16 protein-coding genes and 1 riboswitch are annotated in these 17,858 nt (G+C 69.3%); of the genes, 7 read left to right on the top strand and 9 right to left on the bottom strand.

Annotated features, from left to right (window positions below; all coding sequences use genetic code 11):
• Positions 1-119: 119 nt before the first annotated feature.
• Both PA27867_RS00450 and PA27867_RS00445 read left to right on the top strand, forming a co-directional pair.
• Positions 120-1,583, top strand: coding sequence for an MFS transporter (locus PA27867_RS00450; RefSeq protein WP_167550807.1), 1,464 nt, complete (start codon positions 120-122; stop codon positions 1,581-1,583).
• Positions 1,584-1,679: 96 nt separating this feature from the next.
• The gene (locus PA27867_RS00445) at positions 1,680-2,480 is read left to right on the top strand and encodes a GntR family transcriptional regulator (protein ID WP_066591672.1); all 801 of its coding nucleotides are present in this window, start codon (positions 1,680-1,682) and stop codon (positions 2,478-2,480) included.
• 8 nt (positions 2,481-2,488) lie between these two features.
• Here PA27867_RS00445 and PA27867_RS20475 read toward each other — a convergent pair whose 3' ends face one another.
• Positions 2,489-2,647, bottom strand: coding sequence for a hypothetical protein (locus PA27867_RS20475; RefSeq protein WP_157109068.1), 159 nt, complete (start codon positions 2,645-2,647; stop codon positions 2,489-2,491).
• Between the two features lie 340 nt (positions 2,648-2,987).
• On the opposite strand from PA27867_RS20475, the gene PA27867_RS00440 reads away from it, so the two are divergent.
• Both PA27867_RS00440 and PA27867_RS00435 read left to right on the top strand, forming a co-directional pair.
• Positions 2,988-3,938 (top strand): FKBP-type peptidyl-prolyl cis-trans isomerase, encoded by a 951-nt coding sequence (locus tag PA27867_RS00440; RefSeq protein ID WP_066591668.1) that lies wholly within the window; start codon positions 2,988-2,990, stop codon positions 3,936-3,938.
• Between the two features lie 65 nt (positions 3,939-4,003).
• Positions 4,004-4,067, top strand: a riboswitch (guanidine-III (ykkC-III) riboswitch).
• A 13-nt stretch (positions 4,068-4,080) separates the two neighbouring features.
• Positions 4,081-4,404, top strand: coding sequence for a DMT family transporter (locus PA27867_RS00435; RefSeq protein WP_066591664.1), 324 nt, complete (start codon positions 4,081-4,083; stop codon positions 4,402-4,404).
• 24 nt (positions 4,405-4,428) lie between these two features.
• Here PA27867_RS00435 and PA27867_RS00430 read toward each other — a convergent pair whose 3' ends face one another.
• Positions 4,429-6,174: an HNH endonuclease signature motif containing protein gene (locus tag PA27867_RS00430; protein ID WP_066591661.1), complete on the bottom strand. Its 1,746-nt coding sequence runs from the start codon at positions 6,172-6,174 to the stop codon at positions 4,429-4,431.
• 142 nt (positions 6,175-6,316) lie between these two features.
• Positions 6,317-6,727: an aspartate 1-decarboxylase gene (gene panD, locus PA27867_RS00425; protein WP_066591657.1), complete on the bottom strand. Its 411-nt coding sequence runs from the start codon at positions 6,725-6,727 to the stop codon at positions 6,317-6,319.
• A gap of 133 nt (positions 6,728-6,860) precedes the next feature.
• Between panD and PA27867_RS00420 the strand changes: the two genes are divergently transcribed.
• The 3 genes from PA27867_RS00420 (at position 6,861) to PA27867_RS00410 (ending at position 11,815) form a co-directional block, all read left to right on the top strand.
• Complete coding sequence (locus PA27867_RS00420) at positions 6,861-9,446, top strand: excinuclease ABC subunit UvrA (RefSeq protein ID WP_066591654.1); 2,586 nt, start codon at positions 6,861-6,863, stop codon at positions 9,444-9,446.
• 83 nt (positions 9,447-9,529) lie between these two features.
• Positions 9,530-10,756 carry an aminotransferase class V-fold PLP-dependent enzyme gene (locus PA27867_RS00415; protein ID WP_066591651.1) on the top strand — a complete coding sequence of 409 codons (1,227 nt, stop codon included), beginning with the start codon at positions 9,530-9,532 and terminating at the stop codon, positions 10,754-10,756.
• Positions 10,757-11,815, top strand: coding sequence for a DsbA family protein (locus tag PA27867_RS00410; RefSeq protein WP_066591648.1), 1,059 nt, complete (start codon positions 10,757-10,759; stop codon positions 11,813-11,815).
• A 197-nt stretch (positions 11,816-12,012) separates the two neighbouring features.
• On the opposite strand, the gene PA27867_RS00405 is transcribed toward PA27867_RS00410, so the two are convergent.
• From PA27867_RS00405 to PA27867_RS00380, 6 genes are all read right to left on the bottom strand, one after another.
• Positions 12,013-12,762 (bottom strand): ABC transporter ATP-binding protein, encoded by a 750-nt coding sequence (locus PA27867_RS00405; RefSeq protein WP_066591647.1) that lies wholly within the window; start codon positions 12,760-12,762, stop codon positions 12,013-12,015.
• On the bottom strand, positions 12,759-13,550 hold the full coding sequence (locus tag PA27867_RS00400; protein WP_066591645.1) for an ABC transporter ATP-binding protein: 792 nt from the start codon (positions 13,548-13,550) through the stop codon (positions 12,759-12,761). Before PA27867_RS00400 ends, PA27867_RS00405 begins: the two co-directional genes overlap by 4 nt.
• Positions 13,547-14,404: an ABC transporter permease gene (locus PA27867_RS00395; protein WP_066591643.1), complete on the bottom strand. Its 858-nt coding sequence runs from the start codon at positions 14,402-14,404 to the stop codon at positions 13,547-13,549. Before PA27867_RS00395 ends, PA27867_RS00400 begins: the two co-directional genes overlap by 4 nt.
• A complete protein-coding gene (locus tag PA27867_RS00390; RefSeq protein ID WP_066591640.1) occupies positions 14,401-15,363 on the bottom strand; it encodes an ABC transporter permease in 963 nt (320 codons plus the stop codon). Before PA27867_RS00390 ends, PA27867_RS00395 begins: the two co-directional genes overlap by 4 nt.
• A 77-nt stretch (positions 15,364-15,440) precedes the next feature.
• Positions 15,441-16,937 (bottom strand): ABC transporter substrate-binding protein, encoded by a 1,497-nt coding sequence (locus PA27867_RS00385; protein WP_066591637.1) that lies wholly within the window; start codon positions 16,935-16,937, stop codon positions 15,441-15,443.
• A gap of 82 nt (positions 16,938-17,019) precedes the next feature.
• Positions 17,020-17,793, bottom strand: a complete 774-nt coding sequence (locus PA27867_RS00380) for a DUF1684 domain-containing protein (protein ID WP_066591634.1) — start codon at positions 17,791-17,793, stop codon at positions 17,020-17,022.
• Positions 17,794-17,858: the final 65 nt, after the last annotated feature.

Below are 17,858 nucleotides of genomic sequence, written 5' to 3'. Positions count from 1 at the left end.
CCGTTCACGGGCCGTGTGCACGCGGCGCAATACGCCCGTCATCCCCCGGCGGCCCGTGCGGCCCCGGCGCAATCCGCACGCAACATAGCGCTGGCAAGCTCGAGGGGACAGGGAGAACCGTGACCGCACTGAAGCCGCAGACCGACCAGACCGACAGGTCCCGCCCGCCCTCGCTCCGCGCGGTCATGGTGCCGATCAGCGGGCTCCTGATCGCCCAGTTCGTGGCGGGGCTGAGCGCCACGATCGTGGCGACCTCCATCCCGTCGATCCTGCAGAACCTCGACGGCCCCACCGCGCACTCCACCTGGATCGTGGCCGCCACCATCCTGGGGAACACCGCGAGCATCCCGATCTGGGGAAAACTCGGCGACAGGTTCAACCCCAAGGGCATCCTGCAGGCCGGGCTGGTTTTCTTCGCGGTCGGCTCCCTTGTGTCCGGACTCGCGCCCACCACCACCCAGCTCATCGTGGGCCGGGCGCTGCAGGGCATCGGCCTCGGCGGTGTCCTGGCGCTCATCGTGATCGTCATCGCCGCCCTGGTGGAGCCGCGGCAGCGCAGCCGGGTGAACGCCTGGCTCACCAGCATGCAGACCACCGCCACCCTGAGCGGCCCGCTGCTCGGCGGACTGATCGTGCAGACCCCCGGGCTGGGCTGGCAGTGGTGTTTCCTGCTCAGCGCGCCCGCCGCGACGGTGTCGATCATCGTCATCGCCGCCACCCTGCGCATCGTGCGCACCCCCACCGAGCCGCTCCGGGCCGACTTCGCCGGCGCCGGCCTCATCGCAGTGGGGGTGACCGCTCTGCTGATCTGTGTGTCGGTGCTGCCCACTCTGAACGACTCCGTGGTGTTGGCGGCCGTCACCGGCGGCGTCGGGGTGATCGCCCTCGTGGCCGCGTGGTTCGTCGAGCTGCGGGCGGACGACCCGATCCTGCCACTGCGCCTGCTGGCCGCCCGCACCCCGCTCCTGTGCATCACGGCCGCCTTCTTCGCCGGCACCACGCTGTTCGGCGGGTCGGTGTTCATCACCCAGTACCTGCAATTGGGTGTGGGCCTGATGCCCGCGACCGCCGGCCTGCTGCTCACCCCGATGGCGCTGGGCACGGTGGCCTCGGCCTTCGTCGCCGGCCGCTTCATCAGCCGCACCGGGCGGGTGCGGCCGGTCATGGTGGCGGGGGCGCTGGCGCTCTTCGCCGGCAACGCCGTGCTCTTCCTGATGGATTTCTCCCCCACCGTGCTGGCCGTCACCGGTACGGTGCTCATCGCCTGCGGCCTGGGCGCGGTGCTGCAGAACCTCACCCTGACGGCGCAGACCACCGTGCCGTTCAGCATCGTCGGCTCGATGAGCGCCTCGGTCGGCTTCTTCCTCACCCTCGGCGGCGCGATCGGCCTTGTGGTGCTCGGCGCCGTGCTCACCTACCGGCTGGATGCCCTCCAGGCGTCCGGTTCGACCCTCGCCGAGGCCTACTTCGAGGGCATGCCGCTCCTCTTCGGCCTCTCGGCACTGCTGGTGCTCCCGGCGATCGGGGCCATCCTCGCCCTGCCGCCGGTGCAACTGCGGGCCTATCGAGCACCCGACGCCTGACGCCGTCCCGCCCGGACCAGCCCCGGGCCCGCCGACTCTCCCCTATCGTGGAACGAATGCCGAACACCGGCAGCCCGCCCACCTCCGGAGGGACGCATGCCCGTGGACGACTCCCGCGACGAAGAACGCGCGGCTTTCCGGCGCGCCGCGGCCGCCCGCATCCTGAACGAACCGAAACAGAACGAGGTGCGGCGGGTCTACGCGCTCATGCGCACCGCCATCCGCACCCGGGTCGTGCAGACCGGCGAGATGCTCGTCGAGGCCACCGTGATGCGCCAGTTCAACACCACCAGACAGGCCGTGCGCGGGGCGCTCGGCCAGCTGGCCGACGACGGGCTGGTCGAGCGGCTGCCCCGCATCGGCACGCAGGTGCGGGACAGCTTCGACGGGGTGGAGATCGGCCTGCCGCTCGACGCCAGCGAACGCTATGACGACGGCCTCCCAGACGGTGCTGTCGACGTGTACGACATCGCTCAGATCTATGCCGAGGTCGTTCCGGGGTCCCCGGTGATCCGCGCGCAGCTGGAGCTGTCGGTCGACTCCGATGTGTCGATGGCCGAGTACCTGATCTCTTCGGCGGGCGTGCCGTTCTGTGTGGAGACCTGTTACTGGGCGCCCGACGTGACGCCGCGGGTGCCGTTCGTGGCCGAACCGGGCGACGACCTGCCGAAGTCGTTCGAGCGCCACTTCGGCCTTCCGCTGCTGCGGAGTTCGACGTCGGTGGAGGCCCTGCACGGCGACCCCAACACCTGTGCGGCGTTGGGCCTGGCGCCGGGTGCGCCGTTGTTGCTCAGTGAGAAGGTGCTCTACGACACGGATGACGTGCCGCGCGAACTGCAGTACATCTACTACGCCGCCAGCCGCACCTATTTCCGGGCCAGCACGCGCTACCGCTGAGGCAGCGGTTATTCGGCGTTCGGGTCAGCCACGGTAGAGGCCGGGCCGGCGGAGGGCAGATAGCCGATGGGCGCCGAGCGGTGGGTACGCATGTAGTACTCGCGCTTCAGGCTCTCCCAGCGGTCGGTGGTGACGGCGTTGGCCGAGGTCGACTTTTGGTCGGACACGAGGGACTCTTTCTCTTGATGCACATTCACGAAAATCGAGCGGCTTTCGACTGCGTGAGGCAGGGCGTCAATCAAGCGAAGGTGCCGAGATGAATCTGGCGCCACTGTCGGTGGGTTCGGTCACCATCGACCAGCTCGGCCTCAGCAATTCTGGAGGCCGTGAAGCCAGTTTAGAACTCCGAACGGGCTCCACCAGAGGACCAAAGTCCCGTCTTGTGGGGCCGCAGCCACTCGTCGGATACTCCCGATTCAGCACATCCATAGGTCCAGGGTCCAGACTGTACGAGGCCCGACCCTGACTGGAGACTTCTGCGTGCGCACACTTCCTACCTTCCTGACCATGACGGCAGTCGCCGCCCTCGCCCTCACGGGCTGCGCGGCATCGCCCGACACGGCGGCGACGCCCTCGGCGACGGCCGCTGCCGCGCTCGAGTGCACGGATCCCGGCAGCACCTCGGACGCAGTGACCGTTGCCGGCGATGCCGGCGTCGAACCGACCGTCACTTTCGACACCCCGCTGGCCGCCAAGGCGACCGAACGCACCGTCGTGACCGAGGGCAGCGGTGACGCCGTCGAGGAGGGCGACTCCGTCTCCATCTCCTACGCCGCGTACAACGCCACCACCGGAGCCAAGCTGAGCTCCGCCGGCTACGGCGAGGAAGCCGGGCTCACGGTGAACGTGGTCAACAACCAGAGCGTGATCCCCGGCATCCTCAAGGGTGTCGCCTGCTCCAATGTCGGCGACCGCGTCGCCGTGGTCATCCCGCCGGCCGACGGCTTCGGCGACGCCGGCAACACCGACCTGGGCGTTGCAGCCACCGACCAGATGCTCTTCGTGATCGACATCAAGGACAAGGTGCCCACCCGCGCCACCGGAACCGACCAGGAGCCGCAGGACGGCTTCCCCACCGTGGAGCTCGCCGATGACGGTGCCCCCACCGTGACGGTGCCCAAGACCGATCCGCCCGCCGACCTCGGTGTCGAGGTGCTCAAGAAGGGCGATGGCGCGACCGTGGCGGATGGCGGAACCGTCACCGTGCAGTACACCGGCGTCATCTGGGGCACCGGCAAGGTGTTCGACCAGAGCTGGGGCAAGGGCGGTCCGACCTCCTTCTCCACCTCCGAGGTCATCCCCGGCTTCGGTCAGGGCCTGGTCGGCCAGACCGTCGGCTCCCAGGTTGTCATCGTGATCCCGCCCGCACAGGGCTACGGCGACACGGGTAACGACCAGGCCGGCATCAGCGGCACCGACACCCTGGTCTTCGTCGTGGACATTCTCGCGACGGCCTAAGACCCGCATGCCCCCGGCCGGGCACTCTGCGCAGCGACTGCACAGGGTGCCCGGCTATTCTTCAAATAGACCGCTTCCTGCGGTTCCGGACGAGGGATCAGTACCCGGTAAGCGACAAGACTGGCCACGGGAGTGGTGTCTGATGTCCTGGCTGATCTTGATCGTCTCCGGAGTGCTCGAAGCCGTCTGGGCCACGGCCCTCGGCAAGTCCGAGAGCTTCACCAAGCTCTGGCCCACCGTGGTGTTCGGTGTGGCGCTGGTGCTCAGCATGGCCGGCCTCGCGGTGGCGATGCGTTCGATCCCGATCGGCACGGCCTACGCTGTGTGGGTGGGCATCGGTGCGGCGCTCACGGTGCTCTACGCGATGGTGTTCGGCGGTGAGCCGGCCTCGCTGCTCAAGGTGTTGCTCATCCTGGGCCTGGTCGGCTGCGTCATCGGCCTCAAGCTCGTCGACGGCGGCCACTGACCCGCGCCCTCGCCGCACTGTGTGTCAGTGCCCGCCGTATTCCTGCTGGTCGAGCGCTGCGGGGCTCTTGCTGTGGAGTTCGATGAGGCGTTGCCCGGGATCGACTGTGACGGGTGGTCGTAACCAGTAGCGGCCCTGGTCTTCGAGAATCTGCCAGCCCTGGTTGTGCAACAGCCGGTGATGCGGGTTGCACAGCAGGATGCCGAGGCGGATGTCGGTGCGGCCGTCGTCGCGTTTCCAGTGATCGATGTGGTGGGCCTCGGTTTGGGAGGGCGGTTTGGCGCAGTCGCCCCACATGCAGCCGCCGTCGCGGGCGGCCAGGGCGATGCGTTGCGCCATCGTGAACAGCCGCTCTTCCCGGCCGACATCAAGCGGATGGCCAGATGGGTCGAAGGTGATGTCGAGGGTGCCGGAGTCGCAGATCAACCGGTCGATGGTTTCTTGGGAGACCGGGGCGGGGTTGCCTTCGATGTAGCCGTGGCCAGTGCCGTCGGGGAGGGGAACGAGGACATCGTCCGGCTCTGGTGGTGGTCCTTCTCCTGGTGTGGCGTGGTCTGTTGTGGCGTGGCCTGTCGTGGCGTGCCCTGTCGTGGCGTGGCCTGGCGTGGATTCTCCGACCGGGCTCGACTGCTCTGGTGCAGAATCGCCTGCGGCGGGCTCGATGGGGCGCTGCGTCTTGAGGATGCGGACGGCGGGGGTGCGGCCGCCGAGCATGCGGTGGGGGTTGACGGTGCCGCCGGCCTTGATCAGCTCGATGAACCCGTCGGCGGTGAGCTGGTCGGTGCTGCGGGGGTCGTCTTGCACGGCTTTGGCCCAGGCGGCCCGCTCGGGGTCGACGAAGTGCACCCCGCCGCGGCGGGATCCGGTGAGGCTGTCGGCGACGGAGCGAATGTACTCGCCCTGCTCGGGTGGGAAGAGCCCGTTGATGCGAACTTGCCCGGTTTCGAGGGTCCAGATCCGCAGGTACCGGTCGTCCCAGGCCTTCTGTTCGCGCTTGCCGATGCCGGCTTCGTCGAGACGGTCCCGCATCCGCCGGGCACGGCGGATCAATTGGTCGATGGTGAGAGTGCGGGCTTCCTCCAGCAGAGTCTTGAGGTTTGTGGCGAGGATGTCGGCGGTGACGACGGTGTCGATATTGCCCAGCCCGGTGCGGATCGCGTGCGCTTGCGCGGCGGACAGCGTCCCATCGGCGACCGCATGGGCGATCGGGGTGTGCCAGGCCAGCACCGGAATCTCCACCGGGGCCAGGGCCGGCGATGCCTCACTCCCGTCGCCCGCGCCGGCATCAGCGTCGGCGTCGGCCCGGCCGTCGGCGTCGGCCCGGGCGCGGGCGGCGGCGGCTTCCGCCGCGTCACTGTCGGCGAGCATCCGGCCGACATCGGCGAGTTTGCGGGCGTCGGCTTTGCTGGCCCCGGTGAGTTCCTGCATCAAGTCGCCCGGGTTGAGGAAGCCCTGTTGCGCGGCCAGGCCGGACTGGCCCAGCTCGGGACGGGAGCGGTGCGCGACGGCCTTGGCCACCCACACCGATCGGGTGGTCGTGAGGGCTTGCAGGCGGGTGATTTCGCGTTGGGCCGCGAGCAGCTCAGCATCCGGCAGGGCGTCGAAGTCGGCGCTACAGGCCCCGAATCGGGTGACCGCGCCGGCGGCGGCCACGAGCGAATCGGGCCCTGTGCCGGCAGGCGTATCGGCAGCCGGGACAGTGGGCGAAACGGCAGGCACGAGGGACTCCGGCGAGGTGCCGGTGACGAAGGTGTCTGCGATGGTGGACATGCAGTGAGAATAGCTCGATATCGCACTTTTGTGTGCTGGATCTGCACATTGTGGATAAGTTTTTCTGAGCGGTAAAAAAGCCTCTGGACAGGGGTTTATCCAGCGCTTAGCACGGGTTCCCGGGGTGTGCGGGAAGCAGAGGTCAGACTGCCGACGGCGGCCGCTCTACGTCGTCGCCGAGCGCTTCAGCCGGGTCGCTTCCGACGGCCAGGATGTGATTCCGGGCATCCACGTGCACGACCGTTGGCACGTACGCCCGGGCCTTCTTGTCGCCCATCTGGGCGTACGAGATGATGATGACCAGGTCGCCCTCGTGCGCCATCCGCGCCGCGGCGCCGTTGACGCCGATCACGCCGCTGCCGCGTTCCCCGGCGATCAGATAGGTCTCGAAGCGGGCGCCGTTGTTGACGTTGACGATGCTGACGAGTTCGCCGGGAAGCAGGTCGGCGGCATCCAGCAGGTCGAGGTCGACCGTCAGCGACCCGACATAGTGCAGGGCGGAGTGCGTCACGGTGGCGCGGTGGATCTTGGACTTGAACATGGTGCGGCGCATGGGAGCGGGGCCTTTCCGGATCAACCTCTCCACGATACGCCCTCCGTGCGGGAGCCGTCGGGCGCGGGCCACGGGCTCCGCCCGGGGCATCTGTCCCGGCTCTCTGTCAGTGGGTCGAACTAGAGTCGATCGAATGCCTCACTCTCCCGAAACCACCCCGGCCATCCCCCTCGACTCCGCTGAGAATCCCGGCGCCGACGGCTTCGTGCGCGTGCGTGGCGCCAGGGAGAACAACCTGCGCGACGTGAACGTCGACGTCCCCCGTGACGCCATCGTCGCGTTCACAGGCGTCTCCGGCTCCGGCAAGTCGTCGCTCGCCTTCGGCACCATCTTCGCCGAGGCCCAGCGCCGCTTCTTCGAGTCCGTGGCGCCGTACGCCCGCCGGCTCATCCAGCAGGGCCACACCCCGCACGTGGACCTCATCACCGGGTTGCCGCCGGCTGTGGCGCTGCAGCAACGCCGCGGCTCGCCCAGTTCCCGCTCCAGCGTCGGCACCGTCACCACGCTGTCCAACTCGATGCGGATGCTGTACTCCCGCGCCGGCACCTACCCGGCCGGGTCGGACCTGCGTCTGGACTCCGATGCCTTCTCCCCCAATACGGCCACGGGCGCCTGCCCGGTGTGCCACGGTCTGGGCATCTCGCACACCGTGACCGAGCCGCTGCTGGTGCCCGACGCGACCCTGAGCATCCGGGACGGCGCGATCGCGGCCTGGCCCGGCGCCTGGCAGGGCAAGAATCTGCGGGATGTGACCGCGGGGCTGGGCTACGACATCGATGCGCCCTGGGCGTCGCTCAGCCGGGAGGACCGCGATTGGCTCCTGTACACCGAGGAGCAGCCCGTCGTGGAAGTCACCCCGCAGCGCGACAGGGTGGCCAAGCCCTACAAGGGCCGGTTCTGGAGCGCGAAGAGCTATGTGATGCACACACTGGCCGACTCGAAGAGCGCCCAGATGCGCCAGCGCGTGCTCGCCTTCGTGCAGACCGGCCCGTGCGAACTCTGCGGCGGCAGCGGCCTGCGCGCCGAGGCTCTCGCGGTGACGTTCGCCGGTCGACCGATCAACGAGCTCAACGCCCTCACCCTCAGCGAACTCGCCGACGTCCTCCGCCCGACAGCGGAACTCACAGGCGCAGCCGGCTCGCACCGCTCCATCCAGTCCGGCGAGGTCACCGAGGTGGCCGTCACCGTGGCCGGCGACCTGGTGCGCCGGCTGACGGTGCTCATCGATCTGGGGCTGGGCTACCTCAGTCTCAACCGCGCCACCCCCACTCTCTCCCCGGGCGAGATGCAGCGCTTACGCATCGCCACCCAGCTGCGCAGCGGCCTGTTCGGCGTGATCTACGTGCTCGACGAACCCTCCGCCGGCCTGCACCCGGCCGATGCCGAACCCCTGCTGGTGGTGCTCGAACAGCTCAAGGCATCCGGCAACTCGGTCTTCGTGGTCGAGCACAACATGGATGTCGTGCGCCGCGCCGACTGGCTGGTGGACGTGGGGCCGCGCGCCGGCGACGGCGGCGGCGAGGTGCTCTACAGCGGGCCGGTCGCCGGCCTGGCCGAGGTGAAGACCTCGGTCACCCGCGGCTACCTGTTCCCGACCAGCCCGGGCGAGGCGGCCCCGGCGTCGCGCGAGGCCGCCTCCTGGTTGGGCCTGACCGGCGTCACCCGCCACAACCTGGTGGACCTCGACGTCCAGGTGCCCCTGGGCGTGCTCACCGCCGTCACCGGGGTCTCCGGGTCTGGCAAGTCGACCCTGGTCAGCAAGGTCCTCGCGGATGCCGTGGGGCGGGAGCTGCGCCAAGGCTCTGTCGACGCAATACCCGCCGGCACAGCCACGGCCGTTGCCGACGACGACGAGTCGACAGACGAGGACGAGGCCGGCGCCGACCGGGCCACGACGATCGTCGACGCCGTCACCGGCGCCGGCGCCATCGACAGGCTGGTGCGCGTGGACCAGAAGCCCATCGGCCGCACCCCGCGGTCCAACCTGGCCACCTATACGGGCCTCTTCGACGCCGTGCGGGCCACCTTCGCAGCCACCCCCGCAGCCAAGGCGGCCGGCTTCACCGCGAGCCGGTTCTCCTTCAACGTGGCCGGCGGCCGCTGCGACACCTGCCTGGGCGAGGGCTTCGTGGCCGTCGAGCTGCTCTTCCTGCCCGGCAGCTACGCGCCCTGCCCCGCCTGCGGCGGCTCCCGGTACAACGCCGAGACCCTCGCGGTGCGCTACAACGGCAAGACCATCGCGGATGTGCTCGGCCTCACGGTGGATGCCGCCGCGGTCTTCCTCGCCGACGTGCCCAGCGCCTCCCGCAGCCTGGAGACCCTGCGCGAGGTGGGCCTGGGCTACCTCAGGCTCGGCCAGCCCGCCACCGAGCTCTCCGGCGGCGAGGCGCAGCGCATCAAACTGGCCACCGAACTGCAGCGCGCCCGCCGTGGGCACACGCTGTACCTGCTCGACGAGCCCACCACCGGGTTGCACCCGGCCGATGTCGACCTCCTGATGACGCAGCTCGGCCGGCTCGTCGACGCCGGCAACACGGTGGTCGTGGTGGAACACGACATGGGCGTGGTGTCGGCTGCGGACTGGGTCATCGACCTGGGACCGTCGGGCGGCAGCGCGGGCGGGCGCATCGTGGCCGAGGGCACCCCGGCGGCCGTGGCGGCGCATCCGCACAGCCGCACCGCTCCGTACCTCGCCCGACGCTTGGAGCTAGCTGTGTAAAGGGGCTCTCACCCGGTCAAACGGGACTTTGGTCCCCACTGGCGGTTCAGCGGCAATTCTAAGCTGAGCCGGGAGTTGAGAAAATGAAGCGCAGCACGCTGTTCCGCCGCTCGCCCGGCCCGCTCGAGACGAGCCGCACCGGCGACTTCGGCTATCTGCAGCCCGGCGAGGTCTACCTCGATGCCGCCTGCCAGAGCCTGCGGCCGCAGAGCGTCATCGACGCCCTCACCGACTACTACACGACCTACAACGCCTGCGGCGGCCGGGTGAAGTATGCCTGGGGACAGAAGGTGGACGCCCAGGTGGCCGACACCCGCCAGGCGGTGCTCGGCCTGCTGGGGCTCTCGGCCAGGAACCACGCCGTCTCGTTCACTCTCAACACCACCTACGGCCTCAACCTGCTGCTGCACCAGCTGCCGCTGGGGCGTTTCGACCGCGTCGTCACCAGCCACATCGAGCACAACTCGGTGTTCCTGCCCACCATCACGGCCGCCCGCCGGCTGGGTGTTGAGCGTCTCGTGCTGGATCGCGCCGCGGACGGCGCCCTGCTCTACGAACCGGCGCAGCTCGAGAAGGCCGTCGTGGTCGTCAACGCCGCATCCAACATCGACGGCCGGCTGCTCACCAACCTCAGCGACCTCGTGCGCGACACCCATGCCCGCGGCGGCATCGTCATCGTCGACGCCGCGCAGGCCATGGGGCACGCACGGGCGCTGCTGCAGAAGACCGACGCGGATGCGCTCTGCTTCTCCGCCCACAAGATGTACGGCGCGAGTCTCGGCGTCGTCGTGGCCCGGCACGAACTGCTCGCATCGCTCGAGCTCTCTTTCGTGGGCGGCGGCATGGTGGCGGACGTGCGGGAAGACGACTTCGACCTCGTGCAGGGCGACCCGGGAGCGCTGCTCGAACCGGGTCTGCAGGCCTGGGGCGAGATCATCGCGCTCGGTCGGGCGATCGACTGGCTCGGCGGCATCCGCCCCGGCGGACTCAGCCCCGCCGCCCACATCAGCGCCCTCTCCACCCGACTCTTCGAGGGGCTCGCCGCGGTGCCAGGGCTCACCCTGCTGAACGACGCGCCCAGCCCCGTGATCAGCGTGTACGCGCCCGCGCAGGACTCGCACCGGCTGGCGGTGTTCCTCTCGCACTCCCAGATCATGGTGCGCAGCGGCTATTTCTGTGCGCACCACCACCTCAAGGAGCGGCTCGGCCTCCCGCCGCTGCTGCGGTTCTCCCTCGGCCTGCACTCGACGGAGGCGGACATCGACGCCGCCACCGGGGCCCTCACTCGGCTGATGAAAGGCCTCTCCTAAGTGTTCTGTATCGCGGCATTCATCATCCTGGTCGTCATGGCCGCCTTCTCGGCGCGGTACCGGCGTTACGTGGGCAAGGCCTGGAACTGCACCTGGCGGCGGGTCACCTTCCGGCCCTGCGACACGACCTTCAAGCAGGACATCAAGGATCACCTGCTCGCACCCGTAGCCGCCCGCCGCCCCGCCTTGGTGCGTCCGGCCAGCATCGGCCTCGAGATCCTGGCGGTGCTCGTTCTCGTCACCACAATCTGGTCGGGCTACACGGTGGTCAAAAGCGCCGTCAACCTCTACGTCTACGGCACCTGCAACAAGCAGGATTCGGCATCCTGCACGCTGGGCGCCGAAGCCTGCTCGATCCCCGACGAGACCCCCGGCTTCATGGAGTCGCTGGGTGCATTCGACGTGCTCGGCGCGTTCGGCAACGAGTTCGCCAGCCTCGGCGAGACCTTCGCGGCCATTCCGGCCCGTTTCCAGACCTGGACCTCCGAGGACTACCTGCCGGCCAACGCCACGTACCTCGCCGAGGACGCCGCGAACCCGATCGCGGTCGAGGTCATCGACCCGGGCTGCACCTTCTGCAAGGCGCTCTTCGCGAACATCGAGGAGTCCGGTTTCGAGTCCACCCACAACCTCACCTACATCGCGTACCCGATCGCGGGCACCGAGGGCTACAAGTTCCCCAACTCGCTGCTCGTGACGCAATACCTCGAGGCCCTGCGGCTGCACCCGCTGGACGGAGCCGACACCCCGGTCGACTGGCAGATGCTCAAGCGCATCTTCACCGAGAAGACGGATGCCGGCCTGCCCTGGCAGGGTGCGATCAACTCGATGGACGCCGAGGAGGCCACCTCCACGCTGGTGGGCTGGCTCGACGAGTTCGGCCTGAGCGCCGACCAGATCGACGTGGTCGTGGCCGAGGCCGGCTCGGCGAAGGTGACGGGCATCATCGCCGCCAACAAGACCCTGGTCGAAGAGAAGATCGCCACCGTCAAGATCCCCACGATCATCTTCGACGGCCGCCGCCACGACGGCCTGGTCTCGGTCGACGGCCTGCAGTAGCCCCGCATCCGTCGGTCGACCGCAGCCCCTGGTCGATCCTGTCGAGACCTGGCGACGCGGTCTGCACCTCGGCGGTCGAGCTTGTCGAGACCCGGTGACATGCCCGCGGTCGCGACCAGCGTAAACGTGTCCGCCCACGAGGTCTCGACAAGCTCGACCGACGTGCGGGGCGTACTCGGGGTCGACTCGCGTGCGGGTCAGGGGGCGGGCAGGCGCGGCACGGCCGCGACGAGGCGCCGGGTGTAGTCCTCGCGGGGCGCGGTCAGGATGCTCGCGGTCGGCCCGGACTCCACCACCCGGCCCTGGTTGAGCACCACGGTCTCGTCGCAGAGCGCGGCGATGGCGCTGAGGTCGTGCGAGACCATCAGGATGGCCAGCCCGGTGGAGGCCCGCAGCTCGGCGAGCAGGTCGATCACCTGGATGCGCGTGGTCACGTCCAGCGCGCTCACCGGCTCGTCGGCGAGCAGCAGCCGCGGGTGGCAGACGGTGGCCCGGGCGATAGCGATGCGCTGCCGTTGGCCGCCGGAGAACTCGTGCGGGTACCGGCCGAGCACATCGGCGGGCAGACCCACCGCGGCGAGCGCCGCCGTCACCTGCGCCCACGCCTCGTCACCGCGGGCCAGCCCGAGCGAGCGGAGCGGCTCGGCCACGATGCTCTCGATGTTCTGGCGGGGGTCCAGCGACGAATACGGGTCCTGGAACACCGTCTGCACGGCGGACCGGAAGCGCCGGAGCGACGCCGGAGCGATCGGCTGCCCCTCGAAGAGCACCGACCCGGCGGTGGGCCGAGCCAGGGCGAGCATGAGCCGCACGATGGTGGACTTGCCGCTGCCCGATTCGCCGACCAGGCCCACGCTCTGACCTGCGGCCACGCCGATCGACACATCATCGAGGGCGAGCGCGCCCGCCCGGTACCGGTAGGAGACACTTCGGAGTTCCAGGATCATGCGCGCTCCCCCAGCATCTCGTCGAGTGACCGGGCGCTCCGCACGAGCTCGGCGGTGTACGGATGCTGCGGCGCCCGCAACACGGCGCCAATCGCCCCGCGTTCCACGGCGGTGCCCGCCGACATGACAATGACGTCGTTCGTCATCGCCGAGACCACCGCGAGATCGTGGCTGATGAACAGCAACGCCATGCCGCGCGCCTCGACGAGGTCGCCGAGCAGCCGCAGCACCTGCGCCTGCACCGTCACATCCAGCGCCGTGGTCGGTTCGTCGGCAATCAGCAGCTGCGGGCGGCTGGCCAGGGCGATCGCGATGGCGGCCCGTTGCCGCTGACCGCCGGAGATCTCGTGCGGGTAGGCGCGGCTGAGGCGCGCGTCGTCGAGGCTCACCTCGGCGAGCGCCTCGGCGACGCCCGCGCGGAGGGCGCTGCCGGTCAGACCACGGTGTCTCCGGAGGGGTTCGGCCACCTGCCGGCCGATGCGCATCAACGGGTCGAGCGCGGTGAGCGGCTCCTGGAACACGACGGATGCCACCCGGCCGCGAAGCGGGACGAGCATGCGTTCGGCGGCTCCCACGACCTCTACGCCGTCCAGTCGAACACTGCCGCTGGCCCTGAGACCCGGGGCGAGCAGCCCGGTCACGGCCAGCGAGGTCACCGACTTGCCGGAGCCGGATTCACCGATGAGCCCCAGTCGGGCGCCGGCGGACAGGTCGAAGCTGAGGTCGTGCACGAGGGCCCGCCCCGTGGAGGTGTGCACGCCGAGATTCGTCACAGAGAGCAGGGTCATCGGCTGTCCCGTCGGGAGGGGTCGGCGACGTCGCGTAGGCCGTCGGCAATGAAGTTGACGCCGATCACGAGAATGATCAGGGCGATGCCCGGAGCGACGGCGCCGAGCGGGGCGGTCACGACGGTTCCCTGGGCCTCCTGCAGCAGCCGGCCCCAGGAGGCGTTGGGCGGCGGGGCGCCGAGCCCCAGGTACGACAGGCTGGCCTCGGCGAGCACCGCCACACCGAACTGCAGGGCGAGGTTCACGCTCAGTGTCGGCCAGATGTTGGGCAGGATGTGCCGGAGCACGATGCCGGGCCAGCGGGTTCCGGAGGTGCGCGCAGCCGTGACGTACTGCTCGGCGAGGACCCGCCTGGTGAGCACCCGGGTGAGCCGGGCCACCACGGCCGACATCGCCAGGCCGATCGCGACGATCACGGAGACGAGCGAGGCGCCCTGCGCGGCCACGATGAGCATCGCCAGCAACAGCACGGGGAAGGCGATCACCACGTCGAGCGCCGCCGAGATCGAGTCATCGAGCCAGTCCGCCGCGAACGCGGCCAGGAGGCCGACGGTGACTCCGAGCAGGGCGCCGACGGCGACGGCGCCCAGGCCCACCACGAGGGCGATGCGGGCGCCGATCATGAGCTGGGTCGCGAGGTCCCGGCCTAGCTTGTCGGTGCCGAGCCAGTGCGCGGGGTTAGCGCCCTCCAGCCGGCTCCCGGTCGTGTCCGCCGGGGCGTACGGCAGCCAGACCAGGGAGAGCAGGGCGATCGCCACAACCAGGCTTACCAGGACGAGCCCCACTCCGAGGGTCCAGGAACGGCGCCGGCGCGGAGCGACGACGCTGGTCTCGGCCAGAACGGGGGCGCTCATCGGTTTCCCGAGATGCTCACGCGCAGGCGCGGGTCGACAAGTCGCTGCGCCACGTCGCCGAGGAAGCCGATCACGAGCACCACGAGGGTGCTCACGAAGAGCACACCCTGGATGTTCGGGTAGTCGTGCTGCTGGATCGCCTTGAGCAGCATGCTGCCCAGGCCCGGCAGGCTGAAGACGCTCTCCACGACCACGGCTCCGAGAAACGTCGTGGCCAGCTCGATGCCGAGGATCGCGATCACCGGCACGGCGCCGTTCCGCAGCCCGTGCCGCCAGAGCGCCTCACCGCGGCCGGAGCCCTGGGCGCGGGCCGAGCGCAGGTAGTCGCTGCCGAGCACATCGAGCGTGGCCGCCCGCACGTACCGGGTGAGCGAGGCGCTCATCACCACGGCCACGGTGATCACGGGCAGGGCCAACGACCGCAGCGCATCGGCCGGGTCCGCCCAGTCGTCGCGGGGGAACCCGCCGGACGGCAGCCAGCGCAGGCCCACCGAGAACACGCTGACCAGCAGGATGCCCACCCAGAACACAGGTACGGCCACGCCGAGCTGGGAGATGCCGGAGATGAGGATGCCGTACCAGCGATCGGCCCTGGTGGCGGCGACGAAGCCGGCCACCAGCGAGATCACCAGGGCCAGCGCGAAGGCCAGCAGGGTGAGCGGAACCGTGACCGCGAGCCGCGCCGAGATCTCGGGGCCCACGGGCAGCGAGCTGATGAACGACTCGCCGAGGTCGAACCGGGCGAGCTGACCGAACCAGGTTGAGAACTGTTCGAGCACCGGGCGGTCGGCGCCCACCTGGGCCTGCGCGGCTGCGATCTGCTCGGGCGTGGCCGTGACCGAGAGCAGCGCGTTCGAGGGGTCCCCCGGCAGCAGCCTCAGCAGCACGAAGATGGCCACCATGGCGATGACAAAAGACACCAGGAGGAAGGCGCTCCGGCGCAGTAGATAGGAAATCATGCGACCTCAAGGCTAGCCCCCGCGTGGGGGCGTGGGGGCTAGCCTCGTCTGGCTCTGCGGCGGTGAGGCCGGGTGGGTTATTCGGTGACGATGTCGTAGGCGAAGAACTGCGAGTTGAGCCCGTTGACCGGGTATCCGCTCACATCGCTCGCCGCCACGACGATCTGCGGGTAGAGGTACAGCCAGACGCTCGCGGCATCCTGGGCGATCTGCTCGTTGACCTGCTTGAGCTTGGCGGTCTGCTCATCCGTCGTGGTGGATGCCTCGGCCTCGCCGACCCACTGCGTCACCTGCGGGTTGTTGTAGCCCCAGTAGAAGTCGGGGTTGCCGTACCAGACCACGTCGCGGTCGTTGACGTGTTCCTGCAGCGTCGCGGTGAAGTCCTGGGCCTTGTAGACCTTGGTGTACCACTCGTCGGCGCTGATGGTGTTGATGTTCACGGTCACGCCCACCTTGGCCAGCTCGCTCTTGACGAACTCGGCGACCACGGGGTGCGGGTCGTAGCTGGGGGTGTCCAGGGTGAACTCGAAGCCGTCCGGCTGCCCGCCCGAGGCCAGCAGCTTCTTGGCCAGGTCGGGGTCATAGGGGTTCACCTGGGTGAGGTCCTCGTACCAGGGGTCGGTCGGGGGCACCATCGAGCCGATCAGGGTGCCGTAGTCGCCCCAGATCGAGTTCAGCAGCTTCTTGGTGTCGATGGCCGAATAGATAGCCTTGCGCACGTCGACGTTGTCGAACGGTGCGACACGGTCGTTGAAGGCCAGGACCTCCTTAGTGGTGGAGTCGCCGTCGCTGACGACGTAGTCGGCGTTGTCGTTGAACTGGCTGAGCGCATCCGGGCTCTGCACGCTCGTGACGATGTCGACCTCGCCGGTGAGCAGCGCATTGCTCAGCGCGGTGGCGTCGGTGAAGTAGTTGAACACCACTTCGCTGTTGGCCGCCGCGTCGCCCCAGTAGCCGTCGAAGCGAGTCAGGCTCAGCGAGCTGCCCCGCTTCCAGTCACCCAGCGCGTACGGGCCGGTGCCGTCTTCGGTGCTCTCGAGGTCGGTGGCGTCGGCATTGATGATCCAGACGTAGCTGAGGTTGTAGATGAAGGAGATCGAACGTTCGGCAAGGGTCACGACGACAGTCTTGTCATCCGGGGTCTCGATGCTTGTGATCGCACCGAAGCTGCTCTTGCGCGCGGACTGCGAGTCGTCGGCGAGTACGGCGTCGATGCTGGCCTTCACGTCGGCCGAGGTGAGCGCCTTGCCCGAGTGGAAGGAAACGCCGTCCTGCAGCGTGAAGGTGTAGGTGAGGCCGTCGTCGCTCACGGTGTTGCTCGCGGCGAGCAGGGGTTCGACGCTGCCGTCGTCGGTGAGCTTGTAGAGGCCCTCGTAGACGTTGCCGTTGAACGCCTCGGTGACGCCCTGGCCGCCGCCGCCGAAGTTGCTCAGGTTCTGCGGCTCGTAGAGCGATCCGATTTCGATCGTCGCGTCACCGGCGGATGCGGTGGACGAGTCGGCGCCGCTGGCGCAGCCGACCAGCAACAGGGTGGTTGCGAGGCCGAGCGCGACGAACGCGATGTTCTTCTTCATGGTGCTCCTGGGTGCTGTGTGCGGGATGCGTGGTGCTGTGTGCGGGTGTGACGGGCTGGGGCGGCGGCGGCCGGCGGCCGGGCTAGAGAGCGTAGATGTCGAAGTCGCCGCCGAAGACGACCTCGCGCTCGCCCGCCTCGATGGGCCCGGTGAAGCGGTTCTGCGCCGGCGGCAGCGGACAGTTGTACTGCACCGAGAAGCCGCAAGGCGGCACGAAGGCCCGGTTGAAGTCCAGCGTGACGGGTCCGGCGTCGCCGAAGCCCAGGCCATCGGCTGTCTCGGGGCGCCGCACGAAGAGGAAACGACCCGAAGAGTACGTGGCCGTGTCACCGGTATGGCGGTTGGTCGCGTCGCCGAAGACCAGCAGCAGGGTGCCGTCGTCGTCGAAGGCGCTCAGTGAGTAGTCGACGCCGTCACGGCTGAAGGTGATGTCTCCCGGCACCGGGAGCTGGCGGCTGCCCCCGTTGTCGCGGATGTGCTCGAACGGGATGGTGCGTTCCGCCGCGACCGGGGTGAACTCGGCGTCGATGACCCAGTCGGGGTTGTATTCGAAGGCCGAGATCTGCTCGAACGCCGTTATCGCGGGGCTCGCGGAATCCCAGAACCGCAACCCGTGCTCGGGCTCATCGGTGTCGAGGTTCCGCCGGGTCAGGCGCGTCACCGTGACCGCGGCGGCGGCCTCCGTCGTGGCCGCGGCGAACGCGGCATCGGGGTCGGTCCCCTCCGGCAGCCACCGGGTTTCGATGAGGGCGAGGTTGCCCGTCGCTCCGGTCACGGACCGTCGCCGGGCGGCATGCCAACGGCCCAGCGAGGCGGCGGCATCCGGGGCGGTGGGACGGGCGGAAGGAACGGTCATGACGATCTCATTTTCTCCTGGCACGGAGGGCGCGACACAATCGCGTGTCGTCCCATGACACGTGA

The sequence above is a fragment of the Cryobacterium arcticum genome (assembly GCF_001679725.1).
GTDB classification, from domain to species: Bacteria; Actinomycetota; Actinomycetes; order Actinomycetales; family Microbacteriaceae; genus Cryobacterium; species Cryobacterium arcticum_A.
Note: the sequence above shows the minus strand (reverse complement) of the source record. Positions and strands in the feature narration are given on the sequence as shown.

Excerpts from the sequence above, each read along its gene's own strand:
- PA27867_RS00385 (WP_066591637.1), bottom strand. The coding sequence starts at position 16,937 with ATGAAGAAGAACATCGCGTTCGTCGCGCTCGGCCTCGCAACCACCCTG.
- PA27867_RS00400 (WP_066591645.1), bottom strand. The coding sequence starts at position 13,550 with ATGACCCTGCTCTCTGTGACGAATCTCGGCGTGCACACCTCCACGGGG.
- PA27867_RS00435 (WP_066591664.1), top strand. The coding sequence starts at position 4,081 with ATGTCCTGGCTGATCTTGATCGTCTCCGGAGTGCTCGAAGCCGTCTGG.
- panD (WP_066591657.1), bottom strand. The coding sequence starts at position 6,727 with ATGCGCCGCACCATGTTCAAGTCCAAGATCCACCGCGCCACCGTGACG.
- PA27867_RS00415 (WP_066591651.1), top strand. The coding sequence starts at position 9,530 with ATGAAGCGCAGCACGCTGTTCCGCCGCTCGCCCGGCCCGCTCGAGACG.
- PA27867_RS00405 (WP_066591647.1), bottom strand. The coding sequence starts at position 12,762 with ATGATCCTGGAACTCCGAAGTGTCTCCTACCGGTACCGGGCGGGCGCG.
- PA27867_RS00390 (WP_066591640.1), bottom strand. The coding sequence starts at position 15,363 with ATGATTTCCTATCTACTGCGCCGGAGCGCCTTCCTCCTGGTGTCTTTT.
- PA27867_RS00440 (WP_066591668.1), top strand. The coding sequence starts at position 2,988 with ATGACGGCAGTCGCCGCCCTCGCCCTCACGGGCTGCGCGGCATCGCCC.
- PA27867_RS00380 (WP_066591634.1), bottom strand. The coding sequence starts at position 17,793 with ATGACCGTTCCTTCCGCCCGTCCCACCGCCCCGGATGCCGCCGCCTCG.
- PA27867_RS00430 (WP_066591661.1), bottom strand. The coding sequence starts at position 6,174 with ATGTCCACCATCGCAGACACCTTCGTCACCGGCACCTCGCCGGAGTCC.
- PA27867_RS00445 (WP_066591672.1), top strand. The coding sequence starts at position 1,680 with ATGCCCGTGGACGACTCCCGCGACGAAGAACGCGCGGCTTTCCGGCGC.
- PA27867_RS00420 (WP_066591654.1), top strand. The coding sequence starts at position 6,861 with ATGCCTCACTCTCCCGAAACCACCCCGGCCATCCCCCTCGACTCCGCT.
- PA27867_RS00395 (WP_066591643.1), bottom strand. The coding sequence starts at position 14,404 with ATGAGCGCCCCCGTTCTGGCCGAGACCAGCGTCGTCGCTCCGCGCCGG.